Source organism: Brevibacillus borstelensis (genome assembly GCF_036700025.1).
GTDB classification, from domain to species: Bacteria; Bacillota; Bacilli; order Brevibacillales; family Brevibacillaceae; genus Brevibacillus; species Brevibacillus borstelensis.
On sequence record NZ_CP144922.1, the window covers coordinates 67,959 to 93,927 of the forward strand.

A 25,969-nucleotide genomic window follows, 5' to 3' on the forward strand; every position below is an offset into this window, starting at 1 on the left:
GTCAAATCGACATATCGCGATATGTATTATCATATAGTTTTGTCTTTTGTATCTACATTTTTCAATTTATCGATCTAAAATCGACAAAGGAGTTGTGATCTCATTGACCAGTACGTGGAAGGTTTACTTTTTGGCATTAGTCAGTTTTTTAGTCGGCACATCCGAGTATGTCATTTCAGGCATCTTGGATAAGATTTCGGAGACCCTGGGTATCTCCGTCACTTTGACTGGGCAGCTTGTGACGATCTTTTCATTTGTTTATGCTGTCTGCACGCCGCTACTCATGGCTTTGACGGCAAAATGGGAAAGGCAAAAGCTGCTGGTTTCTGCAATGGGCATCTTCGTGTTAGGGAATGTTTTGTCTTTTGTCCTGCCTGGGTTCGAGCTTTTTGTTGCAGCCCGTGTCATCATGGCTTTAGGCGCGGGAATGGTGGTTGTCACCGCCTTGGATATTGCCGCTAAAATTGCCGCCCCGGGCAAACAAGCAAGTGCCCTTGCCACAGTGGTTATGGGATTTACTGCTTCGTTGATTATCGGGGTTCCTCTTGGACGAGTTGCAGCGGCCGCGTTCGGATGGCGGTCTGTGTTCGGCTTCCTGGCACTGGCAGGCTTGCTGGCGATGTTTGTTCTCTACACAGTATTGCCTCGAGTCAAAGGAGACGATCCCGTTCCCTTGTCCAGGCAGCTTGCTTTTTTGAAAAACGGAAAAGTAGCGCTAGGGCTTGCCATTACCTTCTTCTGGTTGGGCGGATACTCCATCGCCTATACCTATATCTCGCCTTATCTTCTCGATGTCGCCGGCTTGAAGGAAGACATGCTGAGCGCAGCTTTATTGGCGTTCGGAATCGCCAGCTTGGCCGGATCCAAATTCGGCGGGTTCAGCACGGACAAGTGGGGCGTGTTCCCGACGCTGACCGGGGGCATGCTCCTGCACGCAGCAGCCCTCATCTTGCTATCCGTTTCCGTTTCCTTGCCCCATTCGTGGCTTCTTGTTGCTGGCTTACTGGTTTTGTGGTCGTTTGCGGCCTGGTCTACCGGTCCTACGCAGCAATTTAATCTGGTTCGGATTGAACCAAACTATTCGGGAATCATGCTGGGCCTTAACCAATCCATGATGCAATTGTCCATGGCGGCTGGTGCAGGAATGGGAGGCATCATTATCGATCAAGTGTCGTTGTCATCGGTTACATGGTTCGGCATGATCGGAGTGGTCCTGGCGATCCTTGCAGCGTTTCTGTTGAGGCTGCGGATGAGTGAAGGAAAGCAGATGGCTCAAGCAAACGAATAAACGAATACAACCGGAATCAGGAGGGCCGAACCGATTCCGGTTTTTTTGTGCTTGGCAGCTCTACAAGCCCATCCTTCGTGAATCAGGAAATTTTGAGGATTATTTATCTCTCTTTTGCGAAACAAACCGGTGTAATTACCGTCATACTAATTGTAAATACAGGGATAAATACCAGAATTGAGGGATTATTATCGAACAAAGGTGATTATCGTAAAAATGAACTCCCCTTTGTTTGTTATATAAAACAGGTGTTTTGGCGACAATAACCATCCGTAAAACAAAACGTAAAATTTCGAAAATACATGGGGTGAGATTTCGCTGTGAGTATATTTCGCCTATATACTCTTGGAATGCTACTGCTGGTCATATTGGTTGGATGCTCTCCCCCAAAGCCGCAAACGGAAATGCCAGATCATGCACCCCCGCATTCAACTCCTGCCGGGCAAGTCAAACAGGGCAAGCCCTCAAGCGAAGACGACGCGCTTTTCCCCATTAGACAAAGGGACCATGCAGGATATATCAACCGGAGCAGACAGGTCGTTATCGAGCCGTCATTTCTCCAAGGTTTTGCCTTTTCAGAGGGTCTCGCCATTGTAGAAAATGACGATCGGAAGCTGGGGTACATCGATAAACAAGGAAGCGTTCGAATCGATTTTCAATTTCCCGATGCACAGGATTTTTCGGAAGGGCTGGCTGCGGTACGGGTCCCGAACGGAGAAGGATGGGGTTATATTGATCGGACCGGCAAAGTCGTCATCACACCGCAATTTAAATTCGCCGGAAGCTTTCACGAGGGGCTGGCTGCTGTCCATGATCACGACTCCTTCCGCTTTATCAACCGATCTGGAGAACCGGCTTTCGAGATCCCGTTTCCGAATGTACAAGAACTGGGGGATTACTCCGAAGGCTTGGCTTTTATAAAAACAGGGAATCTATACGGCTTTTTGGACAAAAGCGGAAAGGCAGTCATCCCGCCCACCTTCCAGAGTGCACATTCTTTTCAAGAGGGATTCGCAGCGGTGAAGCTCGACGGCAAATGGGGATTTATCGATCGACAGGGTACGATGAAAATAGCCCCCGCGTACGAATTGGCCCATGCTTTTTCCGAAGGATTGGCCGAGGTCAAGACAGGGCAAGGGTGGGGATTTGTCGACAAGACGGGAAAGACAGCCATTGCCCCGCAATTTGCGGAGGTGGGTTCCTTTTCCGAGGGGCTTGCCGCAGTAAAGCTTAACGAAAAGTGGGGGTTTATCAACGCACGCGGAGAAATCGTCATTCCGGCTCAATTTGATTTTGCTTACGACTTTCATCATGGCCTGGCTAACGTGCAAACGGGTACAGCATGGGGCTATATCGATCAAAGCGGTGGAGTTGTCTGGCCCCCGCAACAGTAAAATCCGGATATAAAAGATAGAAAAAAGGAAGCTGCCCCTTTGGCTCTATGGATCGCCAAGGACAGCTTCCGTTCCTGTTTCCTATTTCAATGCCGCACGCAGCATTTCGAGGTTGTCTTTCATAATAGAGAGATAGTCTTTCCCCGCCTTCGCTTCTTCCTCCGTCAAGCCTTCCAGAGGATTAAGCGTTCCCGTTTGGACGCCTGCTTCTTTGGCGATGACCTCGGCTACCTTCGGCGACGCCAGGGTCTCAAACAGGACATACGAAATGTTGTGTTCCTTCACATGCTCGACCAGCTCCTTCATCTCTGACGGCGACGGCTCGTCGGCTGGATCAATCCCTGAGATTGCTACCTGCTCCAGTCCGTAACGCTTGGCCAGATAGGCAAAGGCGCTGTGGGCGACCATAAACTCTTTTTTGGAGGATTTGCTTACCATATCCGCAAAGTCTTTGTCCAGCTGATCCAGGTCGGCGGCCAGCTGCTGGTAGTTCTTCTCGTAGGCTTCAGCATGCGCCTTGTCCTTTTCAACCAGAGCTGACTTGATTTTTTCCGCCTGTGCTTTCAGCATGGTCGGATCGAGCCACACGTGGGGATCGGTACCGCCGTGATCATGCTCGTGCTCATGGGCATGCTCCTCGGTAGAGCCAGTGGCAGCAGCCGCATCCTGCTTGTGTTCTTCGTGACCCTGGGCTTCGGAACCTTCCTTGTGTTCTCCATGTCCTTGAGCCCCGGAGCCTTCCTTGTGGTCGTCATGTCCTGCTTCGGCTGCCTCGCCCTCGTGTCCGTGATCATGGTCATGTCCCCCCGCAGCTTCCAGCAGGGAAAGTCCCTCCGTTGTATTGACCACTGTCGTCTTGTTTTTGTCCATGCCTTTTACCGCGTTGTCCACCCATGCCTCAAACCCGCTCCCGTTGTAAATGAACAGGTCGGCACTGCTCAGAGCGACCATATCCTTGGCAGTCGGCTCAAAATCATGAGGCTCCACTCCGGCTGGTACGATATTCGCCACGTCGGCATATTCGCCAGCGATCCGCTTGGCCGCATACTCCAGCGGGTAAAGCGTCGTATATACTTTTATTTTGGATGTTCCCTCATCCGTTTGCGGAGACGTATTGGCAGTATTTGCTGTGCCGCAGCCAGCCATAGCCAATGCGGTCACAATCGTCAGCGTAGCCAGCATCGTTTTTTTCATCCTTCTTCCACTCCTCTTCCAATTCATAATCATTCCGATTTGTATCTCAACCGTTTTTTATTATACGGGCAGCTGCCCATAAAGTAAATAGGATTTATTCCGATTTGCGCCGGTTTCTTCACAATTTCTTCATCGCATTATGATATGATACCGGTAAGGAGGTCTGTCCAGGATGAAACGGAAACATTTCTTTGTAATTGGTCTTTTGGCTGCAGCCCTTGTCTCCGGCTGTGCCTCTCAAGACAAAGCCCAGGGCGATCATGCAGCGCATCAGCAGCACGCCCCAAATGGAGACCTGCAGGAGATGACCGCTTCGGTGGATCAACTGCCCAGCTTTTTGGACAACCAAGACCCGCAAATCGTCGCAGCCTATAAAGTCGCTGCAGCCAATCGCGAGCTTCTCAAGGTGATTCCTTGCTACTGCGGCTGCGGTGAAAGTGCCGGCCACCAGCACAATGGAAACTGCTTTATTAAAGAGGAAAAAGAAGACGGCTCCATCGTCTGGGACGATCATGGCACCCGCTGCGGCGTATGTATGGAAATCGCCGTCGTCTCTGCCAAGATGAAACTGGATGGAAAAACCGATAAAGAAATCCGCACGTTTATCGACGATACGTATAAAGACGGCTATGGAAAGCCGACTCCGACTCCCATGCCGTCGTAAGATTCGGTTGCAGGAGCATATGACAAAACCCCTTCCAAGCGCAGGAAGGGGTTCTTGTTTTCCGCTAGTTTTCTTCGCCGAGGTTCTTGATGCCATTTGCCAAAAGCGATGCGTAAACCTTGGCTCCTTCGGTGGTGAGATGAACGCCGTCTTTTACAAAATACTCATCGTGGTTGGCGCTGGCCTCATGCCAGTTGATCAGCGAAATTTGCGGAGAGCTGTCGGCCCTCTCTTTCAGTGCTTCGTTGACCGTACTCTCCCATGGACGAGGGACACGGGTGTTGATCAGGACGATCTGCCGGTTTTTGCCGAGTGTGTGCAAGAGTGAATCCATCTGCTTCTTCGTGAAAGCACCGTTTGAACCAAGCTCCAGCACCACGGTTTTGCCCAGTTTCCCTTCCGCATGGAGGCGGTTGGCCACTTCCAGCGCTTGGGACATCTGTCGGCCAACCTTTCCGTCGATGACGATTCCCGGCAGCATCTCTTTTAAGTAAGGCTCCGCGTCGAGAATTACGGAATCCCCAATGACGGTAATGCCATGGCCGTTCCCGATGACAGGTGTTTCCGCTTTTCCCTCCTGGCCCTTCTGCTGTTCCGCAGCCGAACCGTCGGGTTGGTCTGTGCTCGTGCCTTGGCTGTTGCCCGCTGATTGCTTGTCGCCCGTTGCGGCATCAGCATTCGGAGATTTGTCTGCTGCTGAAGGGGTCTGCTTCTCCTTTGACGCATTCTTTCCACCAGCAGGAGATTGCTTGCCGTCCTTGGCGCCGTTCTTTCCGGCCGCCACCGTATCCTTCGCGCTTTCTCCACTGCCGGGCTGATTGGTTTGCTTTCCATTCACTGCCTGATTGCCTGCCGGCTTTGTTGCATGTCCGCTTTTATCAGCAGCAGCACTGTCTGCACTGCCTGGGGTTTGGGGTCCCTTTCCATCGCCGGGCGTTTGTGCTCCCGCAGCAGCTCCAGACCCATGCGCTTGATCAAGGGACGCTGGATCTGCTTCCGTTTTGCCATAAACCTTGTCAGGAGTAGACGAACTCGCGGTAGCTATCGGGAACAGATGCGTCATCCCGGCAAAGGAAAGGCTGATCACGAGCAAGGCCCCAATCGAAGCAATCCATGCGACGCGTCTGCTCCTCCCCGACCGTCCTTTGATGCGTTTCCACAACCGTCCCAACCCGCCGTGGCGAATCGGTTCTTCAATGAATCTCCACGACAGGGCAGCGAGCAGGACGCTTGCCGTTACCTGAACAAATGCCAGCGGGACGTTCACTCCCCCTGTATTTACCTCTGGGCTGGTCAGCACAATGACGGGATAATGCCACAGGTAGATGCCGTACGAGCGAACGCCAAACCACCGCAGAGGCTTTGCGCCCATCAGCTTGCCAAGCAAAGAGGCGGGGTGGGCAAGCACAGCTACTACGACAGCCGTTGCCAGAGAAAGTACGACCAATCCGCCTTGATAGAGAAACTCGTCATACTCATTTATATGGAAGATCATCGAAATGACGACCAAAAGACCTGCTCCCCCGACCAGATCGAGGGCCAACCGTACGCCAGCCGAGACGTTGTGGGAAAGCTTCCTGCTCGGCCATACCATCGCGAGCGCAGCCCCGATGAGCAAACCGAAAACTCTGGTGTCAGTCCCGTAATACACCCGGCTCGGATCAGCCCCCGGCTCATAAAGCAGCCCCATCGCCAGTGCTGAAGCGGCGGCTCCCGCCAGCGTCAGTCCGAGCAGCTTTCCCCGTTTTCTCAGGAGGCTAAGCCCAAGTACGAGCACCAGCGGCCAGATGAGGTAAAACTGTTCCTCTACAGCCAATGACCAAAAATGGCCCAGCGGAGAAGGCGGACCGAAGCTCTCGAAGTACGAAACCTCATGAAAGATCAGCCACCAGTTGCTGACATAGAGCAGCGCCGATCCGATTTCTTCTTTCATCGCCAAAAGTCGGGAGGGATCCTTAATGGCAAGCCATCCAACTACCGCTGCCATCATGACAAGCATCGCCGGCAGGAGCCTGCGCGCCCTCCTCAGCAAGAAATCGCCCAAATGGAGCCTGCCGCTTCGTTTCCACTCGGCGATGAGAATGTCCGTAATCAAATATCCGGACAAAACGAAAAATACACCGACCCCCAGCAGTCCTCCGGGTGTCCAATCCAGATGAAGGTGGTAAGCGATAACGGCCAGCACTGCCAAAGCTCTAAGCCCATCCAAGCCAGCCATGTAGCGGCCGTTTGCCTTGATCGGCTTAGGCATCTCGTCCACCCCCTCTGCGTGTTGCTGCTCTTGCTGTAATTGACTCTTGCTGCCCTCTTGTCATGATCAGTCTGCCTTCCCCTCTAGTGTACTTGTATATATGAAAGGAAAATCCTCGATTGAGGCGATTTCACCAAAAAACGACATTGTTTTCACACGAAGACAAACGCTCCTTCCGTCCCTCATATGAAGAGCTTTCCTATGTACGTTCCCATTATAAGAAGTACAATCGCAAATGTATTTACAAATCGTTAAAAAGAAAAAAGTTATTTTTTTCCGCAAGATAAAAAGAATCGACAAAAATGTTAAACCCCACGTAAAAGCTCGAAAACATACTTCGACAGCTATACGGTATGTTGATTGCAAAGCGTTTGATAAAATGGAAGTAACTCTCTGTCCACTGGAGATAAAAAGGGGATATTGCCCATGACGGATCAGCAATCACGTTGCTCCTCATTGAATTGCAGGTTGGACCACTTTGGGGAACTTACAAGACCGAAGAAACCTTTGCGGTGATTCAAACCTTGATCGAAAAAGCACAAGAAGCGCACATTCCGATTTTTTACATCCAATACGAAGGAATACCCGGAGATATGATGGCAAACGGATCGATGTTCTGACAGTTTGTCCAGGGGATTTCGCCTTGCGACTCCCGACAGGGGAATGACCGTCATCCCGGCAGAGCAGGTGCGATTTCAGACAGCGGCCATCTGGGGCTGCTGTTTTTTGTTCAGGCGACTGAATGGAGACTATCCAACATAAAGTTTGACGAAAAGGAACCAAAAACGTTTCGACCGATTCTTGCCATTCCCCCTTTACGAATGCGGCTGGCTTCTTGTATGATTATACATAGATATTCGATGTATCGAATTCCAATGCAAAAGGAGGCTATCATGAAAATCAACAAGGAGCTGATGAAGGGCAGCACGGTCATCCTCATTCTGACCCTTCTCGAACGAAAAGCGATGTACGGCTACGAGATGAGCAAAGAAATGGAAAAGAGCTCAAACGGCATCCTTTCCTTGAAGGAAGGAACCCTGTACCCTATCCTCCACACGCTGGAATCGGAGGGACTTGTCGAATCGTACTGGAGCGATGGCGAAGGCGAGCGGAAGCGGAAATACTATCGGATCACCAGAGAAGGAAAAGCACGGCTGCAGGAAAAGAAACAGGAGTGGGTCGCGTTCCGCACCGCTGTTGATCAGGTACTTGGGGAGGGACGGGCATGACGCCAAACGACAAGATTCAGGCATACATACGGCAGGTCTGCTCTCAGATTCGCTGCAAGGACGTGCATCCAGCCGTAACGCTGGAGCTGGAGAGCCACATCGCCGATAAGGTGGAGGATTTGATGGAGTCCGGCAGCACGGAAGCCGAGGCTGTCGAACGAGCCCTGGCGGAAATGGGAGATCCGTTCGCGGTGGGAAAACATCTGCATGAAGCACACAAGCCCCGGATGGAATGGAGTGTCGTCGGGATGGTGGCGGCATTGATTGGGATCGGACTCCTCGTTCTGCTCTCACTTATTGCGGGCAATCCCGAAGATATCAAGTTCCTGAAGAGACAGCTCGTCTTTATCTGCTTTGGAATTGCTGCGTTTGTCGCCCTGCTTTACGCCAATTACAGCAAAATGAAAGCTTACGGCCTGCTCATGTATATGGGTACTCTCCTCGCAGTTTTTTTTGCGTTTACACAAGGAAAGACCATGTCAGGAAAACCGTACTTGGATATCGGCATACCCATCGATATTGTCAGACTGAGTCCGTTTTTGCTGATCATCTCGCTCGCGGGAATATTTTCAGACTGGAACTGGCAAAGGAAGCTCTCTCTGTGGCTGGTATTGGGGCTGTATTTTGTTCCTTTGCTGTTTTATGTCAAGGCACCTGACTTGTTTGCCGGGATCCTTTTTTCCGTCGGTTTTTTCGTTCTGCTTTTCCGCTCGCCGGCGAGTAGGCGTCAAGCTTGCATCAGCCTAGGCACACTCTTGATTGGAGCCGTGGCATTACTCCTTCTGACGATGGAACGCTATCAGCTAGACCGCTTGTTGTACTGGGTCAACCCGTATGAAGAACCTATGGGGAGAGGATATATGCTGATTCGGTCCCTGGAGGCAATCAGATCCGCAGGCTTGTGGGGACATGGTTTCGGTACCAAGCTGGAGGGGTTGGGTTATACCGCAGCACTGGGGTCCGATTTCATTTTTGTTTATCTGGTGTACGCGTTCGGGCTGGCTGCAGGGGTCGGCGTCCTCTTGATCGGCATGCTCTTGCTGATGCGACTGTTTCGAGCCGCCAAGCAAACGAACGACCGTTACGGAGCACTGCTTATGTGTGGACTTGCGGCCATGTTTTTTACCGAGTATTTTTGGGGGATTTTGATGGCAATCGGGTGGGTCCCATTTTTTTCCGCACCCATACCGCTCATCAGCTACGGCGGTCTTACCTTCATCAGTCACATGGCAATACTGGGTCTGGTCCTTGGAATTTACCGCCAAAAGGACGTGAGACAGCCGCTCTCCTCTTAAAGCTTTTACAGTGAATACTTTGGCTGTAGAGTAGAGAACTGAAACTTTCGGGCGACCGTATGGTCGCCTTGCTCATTTCAGCTCCCCCTCATCAAACCGTACGTGAGGTTTTCCCTCATACGGCTTTCCGATGTTCTTCTTTCTTTGGCATTCGGCTTACTTTATCCGGCTAATTTCAATAAACTACCCTGCGTGTTTTGTATGACCTTCAGCTTTCCGGCATGTTTATTCCGCTTGCTTCTTTTCTTGTTGCAGAAGATTGTAAGGCGTTCAATCACATACCAGTCTATCCGTCTTGCCCATCGTTTGGCGATGGGCGAGATGAAGTAGTAGTTCTTGAACCCCCTTAGCTTGCGATTTAGCCCTTTCACTAGCTCTTCTAGAGACAGAAACAGTTTGTTCCTTGGTGCAGTGTATTCCTTAATTTTACGTCTCATTTCCTTCATTGCTTTCTTAGCTGGTACATGAGACATAGCAAATACCTTGCTCCCCCCTTTGTTGAACACGGGGAATTTGCGATGGTGCAGCCCAAGAAAGTCAAACCCAGTGGAATTGTCCCAAATATTAACGAGTCTAGATTTCTCTTTACTGAGACTAAGCTCCAGCTTGTTTAGAATAGCCATCAGCACTTGAATGCTTTCCAATGCTTCTTGTTTGGTTCTGCACATGATAACGAAGTCATCCGCATAGCGGATAAGTGTGCCAAGATGGGAGAATTGATTTTCCCAAATGGTGTCCATGTAGTTTAGATAGATGTTTGAAAGAAGAGGCGAGATTACCCCTCCTTGCGGAGTTCCCAGTTCTGTTTCATGGAATTGATCATTTTCCATGACCCCAGCCTGCAGCCATTGTCGGATAAGTTTCAGAACACGTCTGTCGCTGATTCTCATTTCGACCAGTTTCATCAACTTCTCATGGTTGATGTTGTCGAAATACCCTTTAATGTCAACATCTACGACCCAATAACACCTCTTGCTTGCTTTGCGTATCTGTGCAATTGCCTGGTGAGCATTTCTTCCTGGCCGAAAGCCATAAGAACAGTCCCGAAAATCAGCTTCAAAGATCGGTTCAATGACTAGCTTAGTAGCCATTTGGACCACCCGATCCTTGATCGTCGGGATGCCGAGTGGACGTTTCTTGCCATCCGGTTTAGGGATGTAAGTTCGACGAACCGGATGTGGACGATACCGCTTTTCTTTTAAATCTAGATAGATCTCGTTAAGAAAACGGCTCTCCCCATACTCCTCCACAATCTGTGCGATGGATTGTCCGTCGATTCCTCCGCTCCCTTTATTTGCTTTTACTCTCCTCCAAGCTGTCGCTAGAATATCCGGGCGGTAGATTTTGTCATACAAGGCATGAAATCGCCGTTTTGAGTTTGCCTTGGCACAAAGATATAGGGTTGTCCAAAGTTGTCGAGCTTTTACATCGGTGTAGTTAGCAAGTTTACTTGCATTCACTCACTCTTACCTCCTTCGACCCGTGAACAAAGCAGGGCTCCTTCCCTCCATAAGGTTGTGTTGTCCTTATGTTCATCGGTACTATGAACCCCTCCGACTCCCTCTCTGCCATCCACCACTTCCCTTACGGTTATAGGTTTCCGTTTTACGCTCCTGACGGGGCGTGCAGAGTAGGGTCTCCCCAGTTCCGTTAACTACTTTCTCAACATACCGCTCCCCATACCCCGAGGGATTCATAGGTGCTGTATTCCAAGTTCTCCACACCGTCCTTGGCCTTCGCCCATATGAAACAAGCTCGGCTTCCCTTTGTCCACCTCTCGGTGGTCTTTCTTAACGAGGCTGCAGGATTCACTTTATGTTACGGCCTGCTGATTTGCTCGCACTCTTTCGAGTTACTTTGTCACAGGGCTTCAACCTTAGGATTTCTCCACCAGTTGCCTGTCAGCTACGAGGTGACTTGGCTCCTGCCTCGGTTGGACTTTCACCAACTAGCAATTAACGGCTTGCTGGGCACGCTTCACAATAAAAACCTGCCCCTTTTTGACAAAAGAGGTGCAGGTTTTTGCTTGTATCTCGGGTTTTTACTTGTTTCTCACGTTCTCACCAGATTCCTGAAAAACAGGCCGCTCCAGCATTACGCTGGCGCCACGGCCAGCATGCGCTCCAGGGAAGCACGTGCTTTGTCCGCGATATCCTCCGGCACGTAAATCTCCGGCTTCATGTTCTCCAGCGCTTCCACGCATTTTTTCAGGTTGTTGACCTTCATGTTCGGGCAGACCAGATACTTGGAAGCAAAGATAAACGTCTTGTCCGGGCTGTCCTTCTCCAGCATGTAGCGGGTGCCGTCTTCCGTACCGATGATGAACTCTTTATGGGAGGATTCACGGCAGTATTTGAGAATGCCTGTCGTAGAACCGACGTAATCGGCCAGCGCCACTACTTCCGGACGGCACTCGGGGTGGACGACGACGAGCGCATTTGGATGCTGCGCTTTCAGCGACATGATGTCCTGGACGGAAAGCTGGTCATGCGTATTGCAGTACCCTTCCCAGATGATCATCTTCTTGTCGGTAAACTGGGAAACGTAGTGACCCAGGTTTTTATCCGGGACCCAGATGATCTCGTCGGAATCGATCGACTCGATGACCCGTTTCGCGTTGGAGGACGTACAGCAAATGTATGTTTCCGCTTTCACATCGGCGGACGTGTTGATGTACGCAACCACCTTTGCATTCGGATGCTGCGCCTTCAGCTTGCGCAAGCCTTCCACGTTGACCATGTCGGCCATCGGACAGCCGGCGCGTTCATCCGGGATGATGACGGTCTTTTGGGGATTGAGAATTTTTGCACTTTCCCCCATAAAGTGTACGCCGCAAAACAGGATGACGTCCGCGTCGGTTTCCTTGGCTTTTTGCGCCAAACCGAACGAATCTCCAATATAGTCAGCCACTTCCTGAATCTCCGGCCGCTGATAAAAATGGGCCAGAATGATGGCATTGCGTTCTTTTTTCAATTGCATCAGCCGTTCGCGCAACTCAGCGTTTCGCTGGGCCTTTTTTTCTAACGCCAAGGCTTCCATGAATATTATCCCCCTACGTAGGTGTCATAATTTAGGGCCATTGTAATCCCAACCCACTTGCTTGTCAATGCATATCCGCTGGGGAGACTGCTGTATTTACCCATCCGCCAGCACGCGCTCGCGAATAAAGCGCGCCACTCCGTCCTCGTCGTGATGCGGAGCGATAAAACGGGCCAGCTCTTTTATCGCCGGACTGGCGTTTTCCATGACGACAGGAAACCCTACGTTGGACAATGCTTCCCGGTCATTTTCCGCATCGCCAAACGCCATGACTTGTTCGGGCGCAATTCCCCATTTCCGACAAAAATAAGTGAGCCCCTCCCATTTGGAGACGCCTTTCGGGATCACCTCCACATTGTGCTTCCCTGAAGATGTGATGTCAGCCTGATCACTCCAACGCTCAAGCTGTTCCCGGACAGGCACGAGCGCTTCCGGGACGGGGTGCCAGACGAACAGCTTGACGATCTTCGACTCGCCGGTGGCGATCCGCTGCATCATTTCTGCCAAGGGAACGACCCGTGACCACTCGTAAAAGGAAAAGCGGCGCAGCGACACTCCTTCGACCGAAGCATCTTCTTCAATCAATGTTTCTATCCGTTCCCTGTCTTCCTGAACCATCCAGCGATTGCTTTCGGTGTCGTGCAGCTCATAGTAGATTGGTTCCTGCCTTAGTGTATGCACAGCCTGTTGGATCATTTCCAGCGGCAAAGCAGCATGCTGAACCAATGTTCCGTCCGCCTCCAGAACTGTCGCGCCGTTGCTGCATACATATCCGTCAAACGCGAATCCGCCGATCGGCAGCTGCGCGGATGCATAGGTGCGGCCGGTCGACAACACCAGCTTGCAGCCGCTGGCTTGCAGCAGCCTACAGGCTTCCTTCGTTGCCTCTGTCATCTGTGACTGTTCATTCAGCAGGGTCCCATCCATATCAAAAGCTGCCAGACGGAGCCTAGAAAACAAGGCGATCTCCTCCTTTGATGAAAAGAAAAGCGCAGGCGCCACATCCTGCACTTTATTTCCAAATCACTATGAATTCTTCCACCTTCAATGTACCCTATTCGCCCAGGTTATTCAATACGGGGCCAGACATTCCGCCTGCATAATCGAAAGTCCGCTATACGAGATGGCAAGCTACCTGATGATCGCTGTCCGCCAATCGTAAAACGGGTACTTCCTCCTTGCATCGGTCAGTCGCGAGCGGGCATCTCGTATGGAATTTGCAGCCCTTCGGCGGATTCGCCGGACTCGGAATGTCTCCGCGCAGAACGATCCTCTCCCGCTTGAGCCGCGGATCGGGGATAGGCACCGCCGACAACAGCGCCCGCGTATACGGGTGCAAGGGACGGGCAAACAGTTCATCCCGCGGCGCAATTTCCACCAGAGAGCCCAAATACATCACGCCGATGCGGGTGCAGAGGTGCTCCACCACACTCAAATCATGCGAGATGAACAGGTACGTAAGCTCTTTTTTCTCCTGCAGGTCGCTAAACAAATTGATGATTTGCGCCTGTATGGAGACATCCAGCGCAGAAACAGGCTCATCGGCCACAATAAACTCCGGCTGCAGGATAATCGAGCGGGCAATACCGATCCGCTGCCGCTGACCGCCGGAGAATTCATGCGGAAACCGGTCGATGTGATACGGAGCCAACCCGCAGAGAGAGAGCACCTCCTGCACCCTTTCCCGTATCTCCGACTTGTCGGCCAGCCCGTGGTCCATGAGGGCTTCTCCGATCGCATCCCCTACCCGAAGCCGGGGATTGAGCGAGCTGTACGGGTCTTGAAAAATGAACTGCATGCTGGGCCGAAGCCGACGAAGCTCTTGCTTGCTTACTGCATGCAAATCCACTCCCTTGTACTTGACCTCGCCCGCCGTTTTATCGGTAAGGCGCAAAATCGTGCGTCCCGTCGTGCTTTTGCCGCTCCCGGACTCGCCGACCAGACCGAAGGCTTCTCCCTTCCGGATGGCAAAGCTGACGTCATCGACTGCCTTGACGTGACCAATGGTCCTGCCAAAAATGCCCCCGGTAATCGGGTAGTACTTTTTCAACTGCTTGACTTCCACCAATGCCTCACGCAAGCCCGCTCTCCTCCTCGTATAACCAGCACGCCACCCTGTGCCCGTCGTCGATTTGCTTCAATTCCGGCTGCTTCAGTCGGCAAACCGACATGCAGCTCTCGCAGCGGTCATGGAAGTAGCAGGAATCAGCCAGACCAATCAGATTCGGTACTTGGCCCGGGATGGAGTTCAGCCGTTTTTTCCGCTGGCCGATCACCGGCTTTGCTTGCAAAAGCCCGCGGGTATACGGGTGCCGGGGATTGCTGAAAAGCTCCAGGACAGGCCCTTCTTCAATCACCTTGCCCGCGTACATGACGACCACATAGTCGGCCATTTCGGCAACGACGCCCAGATCATGGGTGATGAGCAATATCGCCGTGTTGTACGTTTCCTTGATCTCGCGCAAAAGATCGAGAATTTGCGCCTGAATCGTCACATCCAGAGCTGTCGTCGGTTCATCGGCGATCAGCAGTCTCGGATTGCAGCTGATCGCGATGGCGATCATGATCCGCTGCAGCATGCCTCCGCTTAGCTGATGCGGGTACGCGTTCATGATCTCCTCGGGACGGGGGATGCCTACCAGCGAAATCAGTTCAATCGCTTTCGCCCTGGCTTCCTTTTTGGAGAGAAGAAGATGCTCCCACAGAGGCTCCATGATCTGTTCGCCTATGGTCAAGACCGGATTGAGCGAAGACATCGGCTCCTGGAAAATCATCGCGATGTCATTGCCGCGCAGCTGCTGCTTCTCCAGTGGGCTGAGCTGCAGCAGGTCTACGCCATCGAACCGGATGTCTCCCCCAACCACTTTTCCTTGCGGCTCCGCTACAAGCCCCAGCACGGACATGGCCGTTACGCTTTTACCGCAGCCCGATTCCCCGACGATGCAGACCGTCTCGCCCTCCCGTACGCGAAGACTGATGTCGTTTACCGCTTTGACGACTCCCGACGGGGTGAAAAAATGGGTCTGCAGATGATCGATTGTAAGCAAAGCGTTTGTCATAACCGTCTCTCCTACCTCTTCATTTTCGGATCAAGCGCATCACGGAGGCCGTCACCGAGCAGATTGATCGAAATTACGGTGGCAAATATGGCAAAGCCGGGTGGAATCCAGAGCCACGGCCGTTTCTGAAAATCGATCAGCGTATTCGCGGCATCGATCATATTGCCCCACGTCGGCGTCGGGGGAACGACCCCCAGGCCCAGGTAGCTGAGTACAGACTCGCTCAGAATCGCTCCCCCGACCCGCAGCGTAGCTACCACGATCAGGATCGGGATTGTATTGGGCAACAGGTGAAAAAACAGCTTGCGGTGATCGCGCAGCCCCAGAGACTCGGTGGCCTGCATGAACTCCCGCTCGCGCAGACTCAAAATCTGGCTTCGCACCAGTCTCGCCAGCTCCGGCCAGCCGATCAGGCTGAGCATCAGCATGACGATGTAGATCCGGTAATCTGTGGGCACCTTCCACTCGGACAGGATCGCCCCGATAATAAACAGCAGCGGAAGTCCCGGAATCGTCATCAGAATGTCTGCAAAGCGCATCACGATTTGATCGACAACCCCTCTGTAATAGCCAGCTACTACTCCCAGAACCGAGCCGATAAAGACAGACAGCAGCATGGCGGCCAGTCCCACCGTCAGCGAGATGCGGCCGGCCTGCATCAGCCGGGTCAATATGTCCCGCCCCAGGTTGTCCGTACCCAGCCAATGAGCCATGCTGGGGGGCTTGTTGATCATCACCGTATTGACCTTTCCGGATGCGTAGGGCGAAAAAAACGGCCCGATGAAGCAGAACAAAAACATAATGACCAGAAACACCAGTCCGCACATGGCGACCTTGTTCTTTTTCAGCTTGGCAAACGTATCTCTCCAGAGCGAAGACCGCCGGGCACCGGTCCGCGTGCCTGCCAGTCCCGCTGTCTCCGTGACGATGGATGACAATGTCGACTCCTCCTATTTCAATCTCACTCGCGGATCAGCCACGCCGTACAAAAGGTCGGCAAGCAGATTGCTGACGACGGTCAAAATGGCCAAAAACATCGTAAATCCCATCAACAGCGGGTAGTCGCGCAGGCTGAACGCCTGCATATACAGCTGCCCAACCCCTGGCCAGTTGAAAATCTTCTCCGTGATGATCGCGCCTCCAAACAAGGCCGGAAGCTCAAAGCCAAGCAGGGTGATCGCGGGAAGCAAAGCGTTTCGCAGGGCGTGCTTGTAGACGACTGTTTTTTCCTTCAAGCCTTTGGCCCTTGCTGTGCGAATGAAATCCTGCCGGATGATTTCCAGCATGTTTGTACGAAAATAGCGGGTCAGGGAGCCGACCCCGAGCATTGTGAGCACAAGCACCGGCAAAAACATATGGTCGATAACCTCCCACACGTATGCAAGTCCGGTCGCATTGCTGCCGGTCGTGATCATCCCCCCGGGCGGGAACCAGCCAAGGTCCACCGCAAAAAACTTGATGATCAACAGCCCGGCGAAGAACGAGGGAAACGACATCGCGGCAAATGCCCCGATCGTCACTGCTGAGTCAAAGAATGAGTACTGTCTGGTCGCCGAGATGACCCCGATCACAATCGCGATCAGCCAAGTAAACAAGGTAGAGGCGGACGCAATCAAAAAGGAATTCCAGATGTACTGACTGAGCAGCGAGGTGACCGGCTGCTGATACTGAAGGGAATATCCAAAATCGCCCCGGACGGCATTGCCGAGCCAGACGAAATAGCGCTCCACGACCGGTTTATCCAGACCGTACATCTGTTTTAGCTCCGCTTTTCGCTCGTCAGTCAGCTTCGGATTGTTATCGACAAAATCACCCGGTGTCAGGGCGTACAGGCCAAAAATCAAAACGGATGCCCCAAACAGAGTCAGGACCATGTACAGCAGTCTGCGGATGATATAGGCTTTCATCTTGTGCCTCCCAAGGAATATGCCCAGCCCGGAGGCTGAGCATCTTCGTTCGATCTATTGAATCGGTTCAATCTTCAGATCGGGCAAATTGCCGGAAATGCCGGTATATCCGTTCGGATCAAATCCGGACACTCTCGCGTTGTGGGCGGTCAGCAGCTTCCGATAGGTGAGGAAAATGTACGGCGGATCGTCGCTCAGCTCGTTGTACAGCTCTTTGTAAATTTCTTTCCGCTTTTCAATATCGAGCGTGCTGATCCCCTTTTCCAGCAATTCGTCTACCTTTGGATTGGAGTATCCGTTCGTGCCGGTAAAGCTGCTTGAACGGTTCGACCCAAATTGAATCACGCCGTCGGACGGATCGGTCAGCATCGTCGTGGAGAAGGAGGCGAGGTCATGGTCCCCTTTTGCTGTGCGGGCCAGCAATGCATTGTAGTCCATCAGCTCCGCTTCCAGTTGTACGCCCAGTTCCTTGTAGTTTTCTTTTGCGATCGGGATGAGCACATCGCTCAGCGGTCCTTTGGTCGTCAAGTAGTACAGCTTCAGCTTTTGGCCGTCCTTCTCGCGGATGCCGTCCGCCCCGACCTTCCAGCCTGCTTCATCCAGCAGCGCTTTCGCTTTTTCCAGATCGTAGTGATACGAATTGACCTCCTCTGTATAGGCCCAGGAGACAGGCGAGACCGGGACATTGGCTACTTGGCCGTAGCCTTGGTAAGCCGTGTCGACAATTTTTTGCCGATCCAGACCGTATATCAGCGCTTGTCTCACCCGCTTGTCCTTGAAGTACGGCTTGCTGTGGTTGAATTTGATGTAGCTGTAAGCTGTCGACGTGTACACGTTGATGTTTGCGTAGCCCAAGCTCTTCAGCAGCTCCAGATTGTCCTCGTTGGCTGTAAAGGAGTTGTAATCAGTCTCCCCTGTCTGGAAAAACTGCAGGGCATCTCCTTCTGTCGTCTTGTAGATGAAGTGCTCAACCGCCGGCTTGCCAGCGTAGTAGTGTTCGTTGGCCAGATAGCGGACCTCTTGGCCGGTGATGTATTTCTCCAGCTTATACGGGCCTGCTCCAAGCGGCTTTCCGTGCAGCGTCCGCAGATACTCCAGGTTGCCCGGTTTATAGCCTTTGCCATAGTAAGCTTTGGATAGCACCGGTCCGCCGAGGATGAGAAGCGAACGGGCATTCACTTTCTCCGTCGTGATTTGGATCGTTTGCGGGTCGATGACTTTGATCCCCTCGACGGTATCTGCCTTGCCCTCTTTGTAAGCCTGACCGCCTTTGATCTGCGTTTCAAAGATGTCTTCGTCTCCGTCGTACGCCTTGTCGTGGAGAATCGTCAGGGTAAAGGCGACGTCTTCCGCTGTCAGTGGCGAGCCGTCGCTGAATTTGAGGTTTGGCCGCAGGTGGAAGGTGTAGGTTAGCTGATCGTCCGAGATGTCCCAATTTTCCGCCAGGCGGGGAATGGGTTTGCCGTTTTTGTCGACGCTCACCAGCGGCGCAAAAATGGCCGCGCTCACGTTTCCGTCGTAGCCGTTTTTGTAAAAGTACGGGTTAAATACTCCGCCCGGCTCCGTAAGCGTAGCCACAACCGTATCCGTCCGCTTTTTTGCCGCTTCCGGCGATTTAGATTTATCCGTCGCAGGAAAGAACGAATCCGGAATGCTCTGGACCGTTCTCGTCTCTTGCGGTGCAGCAGGCGTCTGATTGTCGCTTGCGCTTTCCTGGGTGGAGCAGCCGGAGACGGATACAGCTCCGACCAGGATCAGCAGCAACGCGCTAATCAATCCTTTTTTCATTCGTACATCCTCCTCAAAACGTCATGTTAAAAAAGCAACATCTGGAAATGATTATATACATATAATTCCGATGTGTAAAGTAGGTTTTATGAGGATTAAAAAAGCCGTTTTCATTCCAGGCACAAATAGAAAACGGCTCTTTGGTAAAAACAGTATCATCTTCTTTACACTACACGTATAGACAGCCGGGAAATAGGGACTGGAAGAAGAATCACCTCCCATAATAAAGAATGATCCACGTCACGAATGACGGAAGCCCTGCCAATAAAACATAGAGTGCCCATCGTTGCTCCAGTTTTCTTTCTTTTCTCATTGCCTCGTTGTTATCATCCACTACAAAATCCCTTTTCACATCTGGTGTCGCCAAATTAATCCTGTCTACTCCTAATGTTGATCCCAGCATAAGAAGTGCAAGTACGATCAATCCAAAGCCAGCATAACCTGATAACCTTATCCATACACCAATCAGATCTCCCTGATAAAGAGCGTACCCGAAAAATAACAAGACAAGAACAATCCCGATTGATAAAGATTTAATCAAGTAAGCCCCCCCTTAATAACCCAATTAGAAAACGAACACCAATTTTATGACAATATTGGTGTTCGCTTTACTTTTTCAGAGCTAATTGGTCTTATAATTATCCAGTTTTAACGTCCAAGTTTCAGTTCCCAATTTTAGCGTTGCCTTTGTGTTGACGCCAATTGTACTAGCCCAATCAGAAACTGGCTTCCAGTTTTTGGGGGCATCGTATGAGAAAGAATTTGATGATGGGTATAAAGGTCCACTATCTTGGATCACAGACCCTCCGTGTGTTCCATCATCACGCAAAGCTCCTCCTGAAGCGCCGTATCTCACTTCTCTGCTTGTTATCGACACTTTATTATCACTAATCGTCCAGCCACCAGTTACTTTGGTCAATTTCTTAAATCCATCGCCGTTAGTAGATTTGTACTTATCCCAGTAGTATGTAGAATATGCTTTGACCGAATAACTTGAATCCCAATCTTCATCAGAAGTTGACCCTAAAATGGATATTGATTTATTATCCAGTACTTCTTTAGGAATACCATAGAAGTAATAAGTTACGTAGCTCTCTTTCTGTTCACTTGTAGCAATATTTCTTTCGGTTTTTAAACGTTGTGTCGTATGATAAACTTTCAAATTTTTCTCAACACCCCCATCAGTTTGCAACTTAGCCTCAGCACTTGGAGTACTTTTATAATCTGTGATATTATTTTTCGCCCTTATAAACAATGTACTCAAATCATTAATTTCTTCCGCTTGAAAAGTCACTTCATATGAAGTTTTTGATTCTTTCGCTACAACTCCACTGACCAGAGATGTTAAGAGGATCGCTGAGATAACACTGCTAATAATCTTTCTCACCCTAATACCTCCTATAAATTGTATTTATATACAATAATAAAATATTGAGATTTATTTGTCAAACTATACTAACTATTCGTTATTTTTACTGGTATTAATTTTGACTGCCTCACTTTTATACGCTAATTCCAAATAAAATACGGTGATCTCTCCTTGGTAGCACCCAGAAGCGATCACCGTATTCAAACTCGACTTGATCAACCTATAATCATTTTATTGTTTCTTCTCGTCCTGTTCGGACCCACTGTTCGGCGTCTCCGCAGTGTTTTCCGCTTTGTTGTCAGTGTTGCCTTCCGTCGTGCTTTCCGCGTTTTCAACGGTTTCCTTTTTGGCTTCCGTCGCTTCGCTGATGGTCGGCTCGTCTTTCTTTGGCTGGATATTCACAACCACGTCTTTGTTTTCGAGTGGATGCGGATCCAGCTTTCCGTGCTCGATCAACTGCTTGATTTGATCAGCGTCAAGCGTCTCGACTTCTAGCAGTGTGGTAGCTACAAGCTCCAGCTGATCACGGTGCTTCGTGAGCAGCTCTTTACACTTGTCGTAGCACTCATTGATAATGCTTTGCATCTCCTGGTCGATTTCGTAAGCGATCTGTTCGGAGTAGTTTCGCTCGTGGCCAATATCGCGGCCCAGGAATACTTGACCCTGATTGCGGCCAAATTGCATTGGCCCCAGTCGGCTCATCCCGTATTCCGTAATCATGCTGCGCGCAATCGCCGTTGCACGCTGGAAGTCGTTGTGAGCGCCGGTACTGATATCGCCCAGCACCAGCTCTTCTGCAACGCGTCCACCCAAGAGACCGGTAATCTTGTCGAGCAAGTCGGTCTTCGTTGCAAAGAAACGGTCTTCTTTCGGCAGCATCACTGTGTATCCACCAGCTTGGCCGCGCGGAATGATGGTTACCTTATGTACCATTTCTGCATTTCTGAGGTAGTATCCGATAATCGTATGGCCCGCTTCGTGGTAAGCCACGAGACGTCTTTCGTCTTCGCTCACTACGCGGGATTTTTTCGCCGGACCGGCGATGACGCGGTCGATGGCTTCATCGACTTCAGCCATGTTGATTTGCTTCTTGTTTTTCCGTGCTGTCAGAAGAGCTGCCTCATTCAGCAGGTTCTCCAGATCGGCACCGGTGAAGCCCGACGTGCCGCGTGCGATGACATCCAGCTTCACGTCTTCGCCAAGCGGTTTGTTGCGGGCATGGACCTTCAGTACAGCTTCGCGGCCCTTGATGTCCGGGCGGTCTACCGTAATTTGACGGTCAAAACGTCCTGGACGCAGCAGCGCAGGGTCCAGAATGTCCGGGCGGTTCGTCGCAGCGACGATGATAATGCCTTCGTTGCCGCCGAAGCCGTCCATTTCAACAAGCAATTGGTTCAGCGTTTGCTCGCGCTCGTCATGGCCGCCGCCAAGACCTGCTCCACGCTGACGACCGACTGCGTCAATCTCGTCGATAAAGATAATGCAAGGCGCGTTTTTCTTTGCGTTTTCAAACAAATCACGCACGCGGGACGCACCCACCCCGACGAACATCTCTACAAAGTCAGAACCGGAGATGCTGAAGAACGGCACACCCGCTTCACCGGCAACAGCACGGGCAAGCAAGGTTTTACCGGTACCAGGAGGACCCACGAGCAGCACGCCTTTTGGAATGCGCGCGCCAACTGCGTCAAACTTGCGCGGGTCTTTGAGGAACTCGACCACTTCCTCCAGCTCCGCCTTTTCTTCGTCTGCTCCTGCAACATCGTTGAATGTAACGCGCTTTTTCTCTTCGTTGTATAGCTTCGCACGGCTCTTCCCGAAGTTCATCACTCGGCTGCCGCCGCCCTGAGCCTGGTTTAACAGGAAGAAGAACAGGATAAAGATGATGATGAAAGGAATGATCGATGTCAGGAACGTCAGCCAGATGCTGTTGCCTTCCTGCGGAGCGACCTCAACCCTTTTCACTTTTTGCTCATCGATCTTCGCGTTAACCAGCTTGATGATATCCGAATCGTAAAGCGGTACATTTGTTACAAACTTGGTTTCCTGTCCCGGATTCGCTGCTTTCAGGATACCGTCTACCCGATACGTTCCTCCCTCAGGACGAAGCGTAAGCTCGGAGACGTTATCGGTTAACAGCTGTACCCGGAATTCCTGATATGTAAGTTTCCCAACCTTATCAGAACCGGAGAGGATAAAATTCACGATCCCGACCGTGACAAGAAAGATTAGTAGGTAGAACCCGGTATTACGAAAAAAGCGATTCATTCCTTACCTCCTCTCACGAACAGACACTTTTCACATTTTACCATATGGAGTCAGTTCTTCACAACAAAGCTAGTTCGTGTAAACTTCCGGTTTTAGTACGCCAATAAATGGCAGGTTTCGATATTTCTCGGCAAAATCCAGACCGTAGCCGACTACGAATTCGTCTGGAATCGTAAATCCGCTGTAATCTGGCGAGATGTCTACTTTGCGGCGATCCGGCTTGTTGAGAAGCGTCACGACCTTTACGGAAGCCGCCTGGCGGTGGCGCAGAAGCTCCATCAGCCTGCTCAGCGTCAAACCGCTGTCCATGATGTCCTCGACAACGAGGACGTGACGGCCTTCGGCGGAAGTGTCGAGGTCCTTCAGGATTTTCACCATCCCGGAAGACTCGGTTCCGCTTCCATAGCTGGATACGGCCATAAAGTCCATTTCGCAGGGAATGTCCATATGGCGAAGCAAATCGGCCATAAATACGACAGCGCCCTTCAAAACGCAGATGACCAACGGGTTTTTGTCCCGGTATTCTTCGCTCAAGATAGAGCCCAGCTCTTTAACCTTGCTGGCAATTTGTTCTTCGGTGAGCAAAATCTCCTTGATGTCTTGGTTCACGTTAATACCTCCCGCCACTCTTCTCCAAACTCCACTTCCACATACAATACCCGCTTGGTCCGTTCACTTACAGGCGCAATGGCGGATCGGCGGATGCCCGGAACCCAGATCACCTGGTCGCCCGCAGTCAGGATCGGCAGTCTGTCCCGCCACTTCTGCGGCACCTTGGCGTCGATCAGCAGTTCCTTCAGCTTTTTGCTCCCCGCTGTTCCCCATAGAGGCATGCGGTCACCTTGCTTTCGATTGCGAACGCATAAAGGCCCAGGAAGGCGATCGGCATCAAAAGCCGCCGCGTGATCGGGAACTCGTGCCCAATCGATGGGGCCATCACGATAAAACGTATGTACCGCTGCTCCACTTTCCGTAATCAGTGTTGTTCCCGGAACAGCAAGCTGGTAGCAGAAAATCTGACGATATAATTTCTGGCCATTCGTCTGAAAGCGAACCTGCCGATATGCCCTGGCCACTGTCACGGCACCGGGCAAATCCAGTTCAGCAGACGGACGATTTCCCTCTATCATGCGCAAAACGGCCTCCACATGTTGCGAAGACCATTCGATTTGGCTTGAGAGATAACTTAATATTAGAGTAATCATTCTCCTTTGTAAAGCAACGTCACAACTTTGAAACTTGTCGGCGTCGATCGTCACGTCGCCTTTTTTCTGCTTGATCACAACCGCTTTTAACTGATCGCGACTCTGCTTTTGCAGGTAAGCTTCATCCTCCTGAACGGCCTTTGACAGGGAAAGGATGTGCTCGCGGTAGCGCTCGTTTACCTGCTCCAACAGCGGCATTACTTCCAGCCGGATCAGGTTGCGGGCGTACTTGCGCGAGCGGTTGCTGCTGTCCTCTCGCGGGAATAGCGCGTTTTCCTCACAGTAGCGCTCCAGCTCCGCTCTGCTCACATGCAGAAGCGGCCGGATCAGCTCGACCTGGCCCTCCACCAGCCAGCGCCTGGCTGGCATCCCGGTCAGACCGGAGAGGCGCGTTCCCCTCAACAGCCGAAACAAGACCGTCTCCACCTGGTCGTCGGCATGATGCGCCACGGCTACTTTGGCAGCGCCTGTACGAAGCGCGACCTGCTTGTAGAGATCATAGCGCACAGCGCGGCTCGCTTCCTGAGCCCCCATGCCGGTCTCCTTCATGACATCTGGAATGCTCCGTTCAAACAAGTGAAAAGAAACCCCGAGGGATTGGCACAGCTCTCCGGCATAGTCCGCGTCCCTGCCCGCTTCCTCCCCGCGGAAACCGTGATTCAGGTGTACAGCGTGCAATTTCCAGCCGTACTGATAGTGTGAATTGAGAGCCCACAAGATATGCAAAAGGGCAGTCGAGTCATTTCCGCCAGAGATGCCGACCACGACTGTCTCGCCCGGCTCCAGGAGCCTGCTGCGCTCGATGTTATTGCGCACGCTTTCTAGCATGGCGCGCTCCCCTCCAGATGGCAAATAAAGAAATTCCCAGGATCAGACCGGACGCGATCGCTCCTGCCACCATCGCAGTCTGCATGGCCAGCATGATTCCTTCCATATATTGTCCATTTACGAAGGCAAGCATCGCTTTGTAAGCAAGAGATCCCGGCACCAGAGGGATGATGCCGGCAACACTGAAGTTGGTGGAGGGGACCCTCAGCCAGACGGACAAAACTTGACTTAATATGGAAACGGTTGTCGCTGCCGCAAACGTGCATAAAATAACCTCAGCCCCAAAATATGGGAGAATGGAGAAAACAAGCCATCCGGTCAAACCGGCGAAGCCGCATGCCAGCAAGGTGCGCACCGGAACATTAAACAGCAATCCCCACGCCATCGAAGACAACAGACTGAGGCCCAATCCTTTCAACAATACCATTCGTCTCTCACCTCACGAACCACAGGGTAATAGCCGTCGCTACCGCAACGGAAAGTGCTGTCAAAAGCGCTTCTGCCCCGCGTGAGACTCCCGCGACGAGATCTCCGGCCATCAGATCCCTGAGCGAGTTGGTGATGGCGATCCCCGGGAAGAGAGGAAGCATGGCACCGATGATCAGGATGCTGAGGTGCAGCTCCGTAAAAAAGGTAGCGCACAGGAGCGCAAACAATCCGCCCAGCAAAGCTGATACAAATTCAGTAAAAAATTTGATCCGTAGAAACTTTTCAAAAAATTGCAGACTGAGGTTGACCGTCAGTCCCGCCAATGCGGAGGGCAGCAGATCATACCAAGTACCGCCCGCAAGCATGGCAAAAGAGCCGCTGGCAACGCCAGCCGCCGTATGCAGCATCCATTTGGGGTAAACCGGTTTTCCCTGATCGATTTGCTGAAACAGGTTGTAGGCTTCATAGATGGTAATATCTCCCGAAACAAACCGGCGCGAGACGTCGTTGGCCAAGGTGACCTTGCTCAAATTGATCGTCCGGCTGGGTGTGCGGATCATGCGTGTATGATCTTGTCCATTCGCACGAAATGACAAGATGATGCTGGTCGGGGTCGCGGAGCTGTTAACCGAATCCATGCCGGCCGCCTTGGCAATCCACGACATCGTCTCTTCCGTACGATACGTTTCCCCGCCGTTCTTCAACATAATTTCGCCTGCCAACAAGCAGGTATCCATAACAAGATCTGGGGACACCTATTGT

Annotated in this window: 22 protein-coding genes; 5 read left to right on the forward strand and 17 right to left on the reverse strand. The window is 51.6% G+C overall.

Going from position 1 to position 25,969, the window contains the following annotated elements:
• Positions 1-103: 103 nt before the first annotated feature.
• The gene (locus V5G20_RS00370; RefSeq protein WP_122958266.1) at positions 104-1,288 is read left to right on the forward strand and encodes an MFS transporter; all 1,185 of its coding nucleotides are present in this window, start codon (positions 104-106) and stop codon (positions 1,286-1,288) included.
• A gap of 404 nt (positions 1,289-1,692) precedes the next feature.
• Positions 1,693-2,682: a WG repeat-containing protein gene (locus V5G20_RS00375; protein WP_024984727.1), complete on the forward strand. Its 990-nt coding sequence runs from the start codon at positions 1,693-1,695 to the stop codon at positions 2,680-2,682.
• An 81-nt stretch (positions 2,683-2,763) separates the two neighbouring features.
• Here V5G20_RS00375 and V5G20_RS00380 read toward each other — a convergent pair whose 3' ends face one another.
• On the reverse strand, positions 2,764-3,876 hold the full coding sequence (locus tag V5G20_RS00380; protein WP_251238161.1) for a metal ABC transporter substrate-binding protein: 1,113 nt from the start codon (positions 3,874-3,876) through the stop codon (positions 2,764-2,766).
• A gap of 172 nt (positions 3,877-4,048) precedes the next feature.
• On the opposite strand from V5G20_RS00380, the gene V5G20_RS00385 reads away from it, so the two are divergent.
• A complete protein-coding gene (locus tag V5G20_RS00385) occupies positions 4,049-4,540 on the forward strand; it encodes a PCYCGC motif-containing (lipo)protein (RefSeq protein WP_003390273.1) in 492 nt (163 codons plus the stop codon).
• A 64-nt stretch (positions 4,541-4,604) separates the two neighbouring features.
• Here the strand turns inward: V5G20_RS00385 and V5G20_RS00390 are convergent, their stop codons facing one another.
• On the reverse strand, positions 4,605-6,791 hold the full coding sequence (locus tag V5G20_RS00390; protein WP_024984729.1) for an acyltransferase family protein: 2,187 nt from the start codon (positions 6,789-6,791) through the stop codon (positions 4,605-4,607).
• Positions 6,792-7,684: 893 nt separating this feature from the next.
• Here V5G20_RS00390 and V5G20_RS00395 point away from each other — a divergent pair.
• Both V5G20_RS00395 and V5G20_RS00400 read left to right on the forward strand, forming a co-directional pair.
• Positions 7,685-8,020, forward strand: coding sequence for a PadR family transcriptional regulator (locus tag V5G20_RS00395; RefSeq protein ID WP_003390271.1), 336 nt, complete (start codon positions 7,685-7,687; stop codon positions 8,018-8,020).
• Complete coding sequence (locus V5G20_RS00400; RefSeq protein WP_122958264.1) at positions 8,017-9,315, forward strand: FtsW/RodA/SpoVE family cell cycle protein; 1,299 nt, start codon at positions 8,017-8,019, stop codon at positions 9,313-9,315. The genes V5G20_RS00395 and V5G20_RS00400 overlap by 4 nt, the downstream gene beginning before the upstream one ends.
• A 161-nt stretch (positions 9,316-9,476) precedes the next feature.
• Here V5G20_RS00400 and ltrA read toward each other — a convergent pair whose 3' ends face one another.
• From ltrA to V5G20_RS00475, 15 genes are all read right to left on the reverse strand, one after another.
• Positions 9,477-10,775, reverse strand: a complete 1,299-nt coding sequence (gene ltrA / locus V5G20_RS00405; RefSeq protein WP_024985477.1) for a group II intron reverse transcriptase/maturase — start codon at positions 10,773-10,775, stop codon at positions 9,477-9,479.
• Between the two features lie 634 nt (positions 10,776-11,409).
• Positions 11,410-12,354, reverse strand: coding sequence for a quinolinate synthase NadA (gene nadA / locus V5G20_RS00410; protein ID WP_003390269.1), 945 nt, complete (start codon positions 12,352-12,354; stop codon positions 11,410-11,412).
• 96 nt (positions 12,355-12,450) lie between these two features.
• Complete coding sequence (locus V5G20_RS00415) at positions 12,451-13,281, reverse strand: HAD family hydrolase (protein ID WP_122958778.1); 831 nt, start codon at positions 13,279-13,281, stop codon at positions 12,451-12,453.
• Positions 13,282-13,468: 187 nt separating this feature from the next.
• On the reverse strand, positions 13,469-14,434 hold the full coding sequence (locus V5G20_RS00420) for an ABC transporter ATP-binding protein (RefSeq protein WP_122958771.1): 966 nt from the start codon (positions 14,432-14,434) through the stop codon (positions 13,469-13,471).
• The gene (locus V5G20_RS00425) at positions 14,427-15,413 is read right to left on the reverse strand and encodes an ABC transporter ATP-binding protein (protein ID WP_003390263.1); all 987 of its coding nucleotides are present in this window, start codon (positions 15,411-15,413) and stop codon (positions 14,427-14,429) included. Before V5G20_RS00425 ends, V5G20_RS00420 begins: the two co-directional genes overlap by 8 nt.
• A gap of 11 nt (positions 15,414-15,424) precedes the next feature.
• Positions 15,425-16,351, reverse strand: coding sequence for an oligopeptide ABC transporter permease (opp4C, locus tag V5G20_RS00430; RefSeq protein ID WP_024983357.1), 927 nt, complete (start codon positions 16,349-16,351; stop codon positions 15,425-15,427).
• Between the two features lie 12 nt (positions 16,352-16,363).
• The gene (locus V5G20_RS00435) at positions 16,364-17,320 is read right to left on the reverse strand and encodes an ABC transporter permease (RefSeq protein ID WP_003390261.1); all 957 of its coding nucleotides are present in this window, start codon (positions 17,318-17,320) and stop codon (positions 16,364-16,366) included.
• A 54-nt stretch (positions 17,321-17,374) separates the two neighbouring features.
• The gene (locus V5G20_RS00440; protein ID WP_039070460.1) at positions 17,375-19,108 is read right to left on the reverse strand and encodes an ABC transporter substrate-binding protein; all 1,734 of its coding nucleotides are present in this window, start codon (positions 19,106-19,108) and stop codon (positions 17,375-17,377) included.
• A 211-nt stretch (positions 19,109-19,319) separates the two neighbouring features.
• Positions 19,320-19,649, reverse strand: coding sequence for a hypothetical protein (locus V5G20_RS00445; protein ID WP_024983360.1), 330 nt, complete (start codon positions 19,647-19,649; stop codon positions 19,320-19,322).
• A gap of 81 nt (positions 19,650-19,730) precedes the next feature.
• On the reverse strand, positions 19,731-20,495 hold the full coding sequence (locus tag V5G20_RS00450) for a hypothetical protein (RefSeq protein WP_227278056.1): 765 nt from the start codon (positions 20,493-20,495) through the stop codon (positions 19,731-19,733).
• A 213-nt stretch (positions 20,496-20,708) separates the two neighbouring features.
• Complete coding sequence (gene ftsH, locus V5G20_RS00455; RefSeq protein WP_122958773.1) at positions 20,709-22,745, reverse strand: ATP-dependent zinc metalloprotease FtsH; 2,037 nt, start codon at positions 22,743-22,745, stop codon at positions 20,709-20,711.
• 69 nt (positions 22,746-22,814) lie between these two features.
• Positions 22,815-23,354: a hypoxanthine phosphoribosyltransferase gene (gene hpt / locus V5G20_RS00460; protein ID WP_003390258.1), complete on the reverse strand. Its 540-nt coding sequence runs from the start codon at positions 23,352-23,354 to the stop codon at positions 22,815-22,817.
• Positions 23,351-24,778 (reverse strand): tRNA lysidine(34) synthetase TilS, encoded by a 1,428-nt coding sequence (gene tilS / locus V5G20_RS00465; RefSeq protein WP_024983363.1) that lies wholly within the window; start codon positions 24,776-24,778, stop codon positions 23,351-23,353. Before tilS ends, hpt begins: the two co-directional genes overlap by 4 nt.
• A complete protein-coding gene (locus V5G20_RS00470; protein WP_122958774.1) occupies positions 24,756-25,205 on the reverse strand; it encodes a threonine/serine exporter family protein in 450 nt (149 codons plus the stop codon). Before V5G20_RS00470 ends, tilS begins: the two co-directional genes overlap by 23 nt.
• A 7-nt stretch (positions 25,206-25,212) precedes the next feature.
• A complete protein-coding gene (locus V5G20_RS00475) occupies positions 25,213-25,962 on the reverse strand; it encodes a threonine/serine exporter family protein (protein WP_003390255.1) in 750 nt (249 codons plus the stop codon).
• Between the last annotated feature and the right edge of the window lie 7 nt (positions 25,963-25,969).

What these genes read in the sequence shown, in the direction of transcription:
- V5G20_RS00390 (WP_024984729.1), bottom strand. Translation starts at nt 6,791, where the DNA reads ATGCCTAAGCCGATCAAGGCAAACGGCCGCTACATGGCTGGCTTGGAT.
- V5G20_RS00395 (WP_003390271.1), top strand. Translation starts at nt 7,685, where the DNA reads ATGAAAATCAACAAGGAGCTGATGAAGGGCAGCACGGTCATCCTCATT.
- ftsH (WP_122958773.1), bottom strand. Translation starts at nt 22,745, where the DNA reads ATGAATCGCTTTTTTCGTAATACCGGGTTCTACCTACTAATCTTTCTT.
- V5G20_RS00380 (WP_251238161.1), bottom strand. Translation starts at nt 3,876, where the DNA reads ATGAAAAAAACGATGCTGGCTACGCTGACGATTGTGACCGCATTGGCT.
- V5G20_RS00400 (WP_122958264.1), top strand. Translation starts at nt 8,017, where the DNA reads ATGACGCCAAACGACAAGATTCAGGCATACATACGGCAGGTCTGCTCT.
- V5G20_RS00375 (WP_024984727.1), top strand. Translation starts at nt 1,693, where the DNA reads ATGCCAGATCATGCACCCCCGCATTCAACTCCTGCCGGGCAAGTCAAA.
- V5G20_RS00435 (WP_003390261.1), bottom strand. Translation starts at nt 17,320, where the DNA reads ATGAAAGCCTATATCATCCGCAGACTGCTGTACATGGTCCTGACTCTG.
- V5G20_RS00470 (WP_122958774.1), bottom strand. Translation starts at nt 25,205, where the DNA reads ATGGTATTGTTGAAAGGATTGGGCCTCAGTCTGTTGTCTTCGATGGCG.
- V5G20_RS00385 (WP_003390273.1), top strand. Translation starts at nt 4,049, where the DNA reads ATGAAACGGAAACATTTCTTTGTAATTGGTCTTTTGGCTGCAGCCCTT.
- V5G20_RS00440 (WP_039070460.1), bottom strand. Translation starts at nt 19,108, where the DNA reads ATGAAAAAAGGATTGATTAGCGCGTTGCTGCTGATCCTGGTCGGAGCT.
- nadA (WP_003390269.1), bottom strand. Translation starts at nt 12,354, where the DNA reads ATGGAAGCCTTGGCGTTAGAAAAAAAGGCCCAGCGAAACGCTGAGTTG.
- V5G20_RS00415 (WP_122958778.1), bottom strand. Translation starts at nt 13,281, where the DNA reads ATGGATGGGACCCTGCTGAATGAACAGTCACAGATGACAGAGGCAACG.
- V5G20_RS00425 (WP_003390263.1), bottom strand. Translation starts at nt 15,413, where the DNA reads ATGACAAACGCTTTGCTTACAATCGATCATCTGCAGACCCATTTTTTC.
- tilS (WP_024983363.1), bottom strand. Translation starts at nt 24,778, where the DNA reads ATGCTAGAAAGCGTGCGCAATAACATCGAGCGCAGCAGGCTCCTGGAG.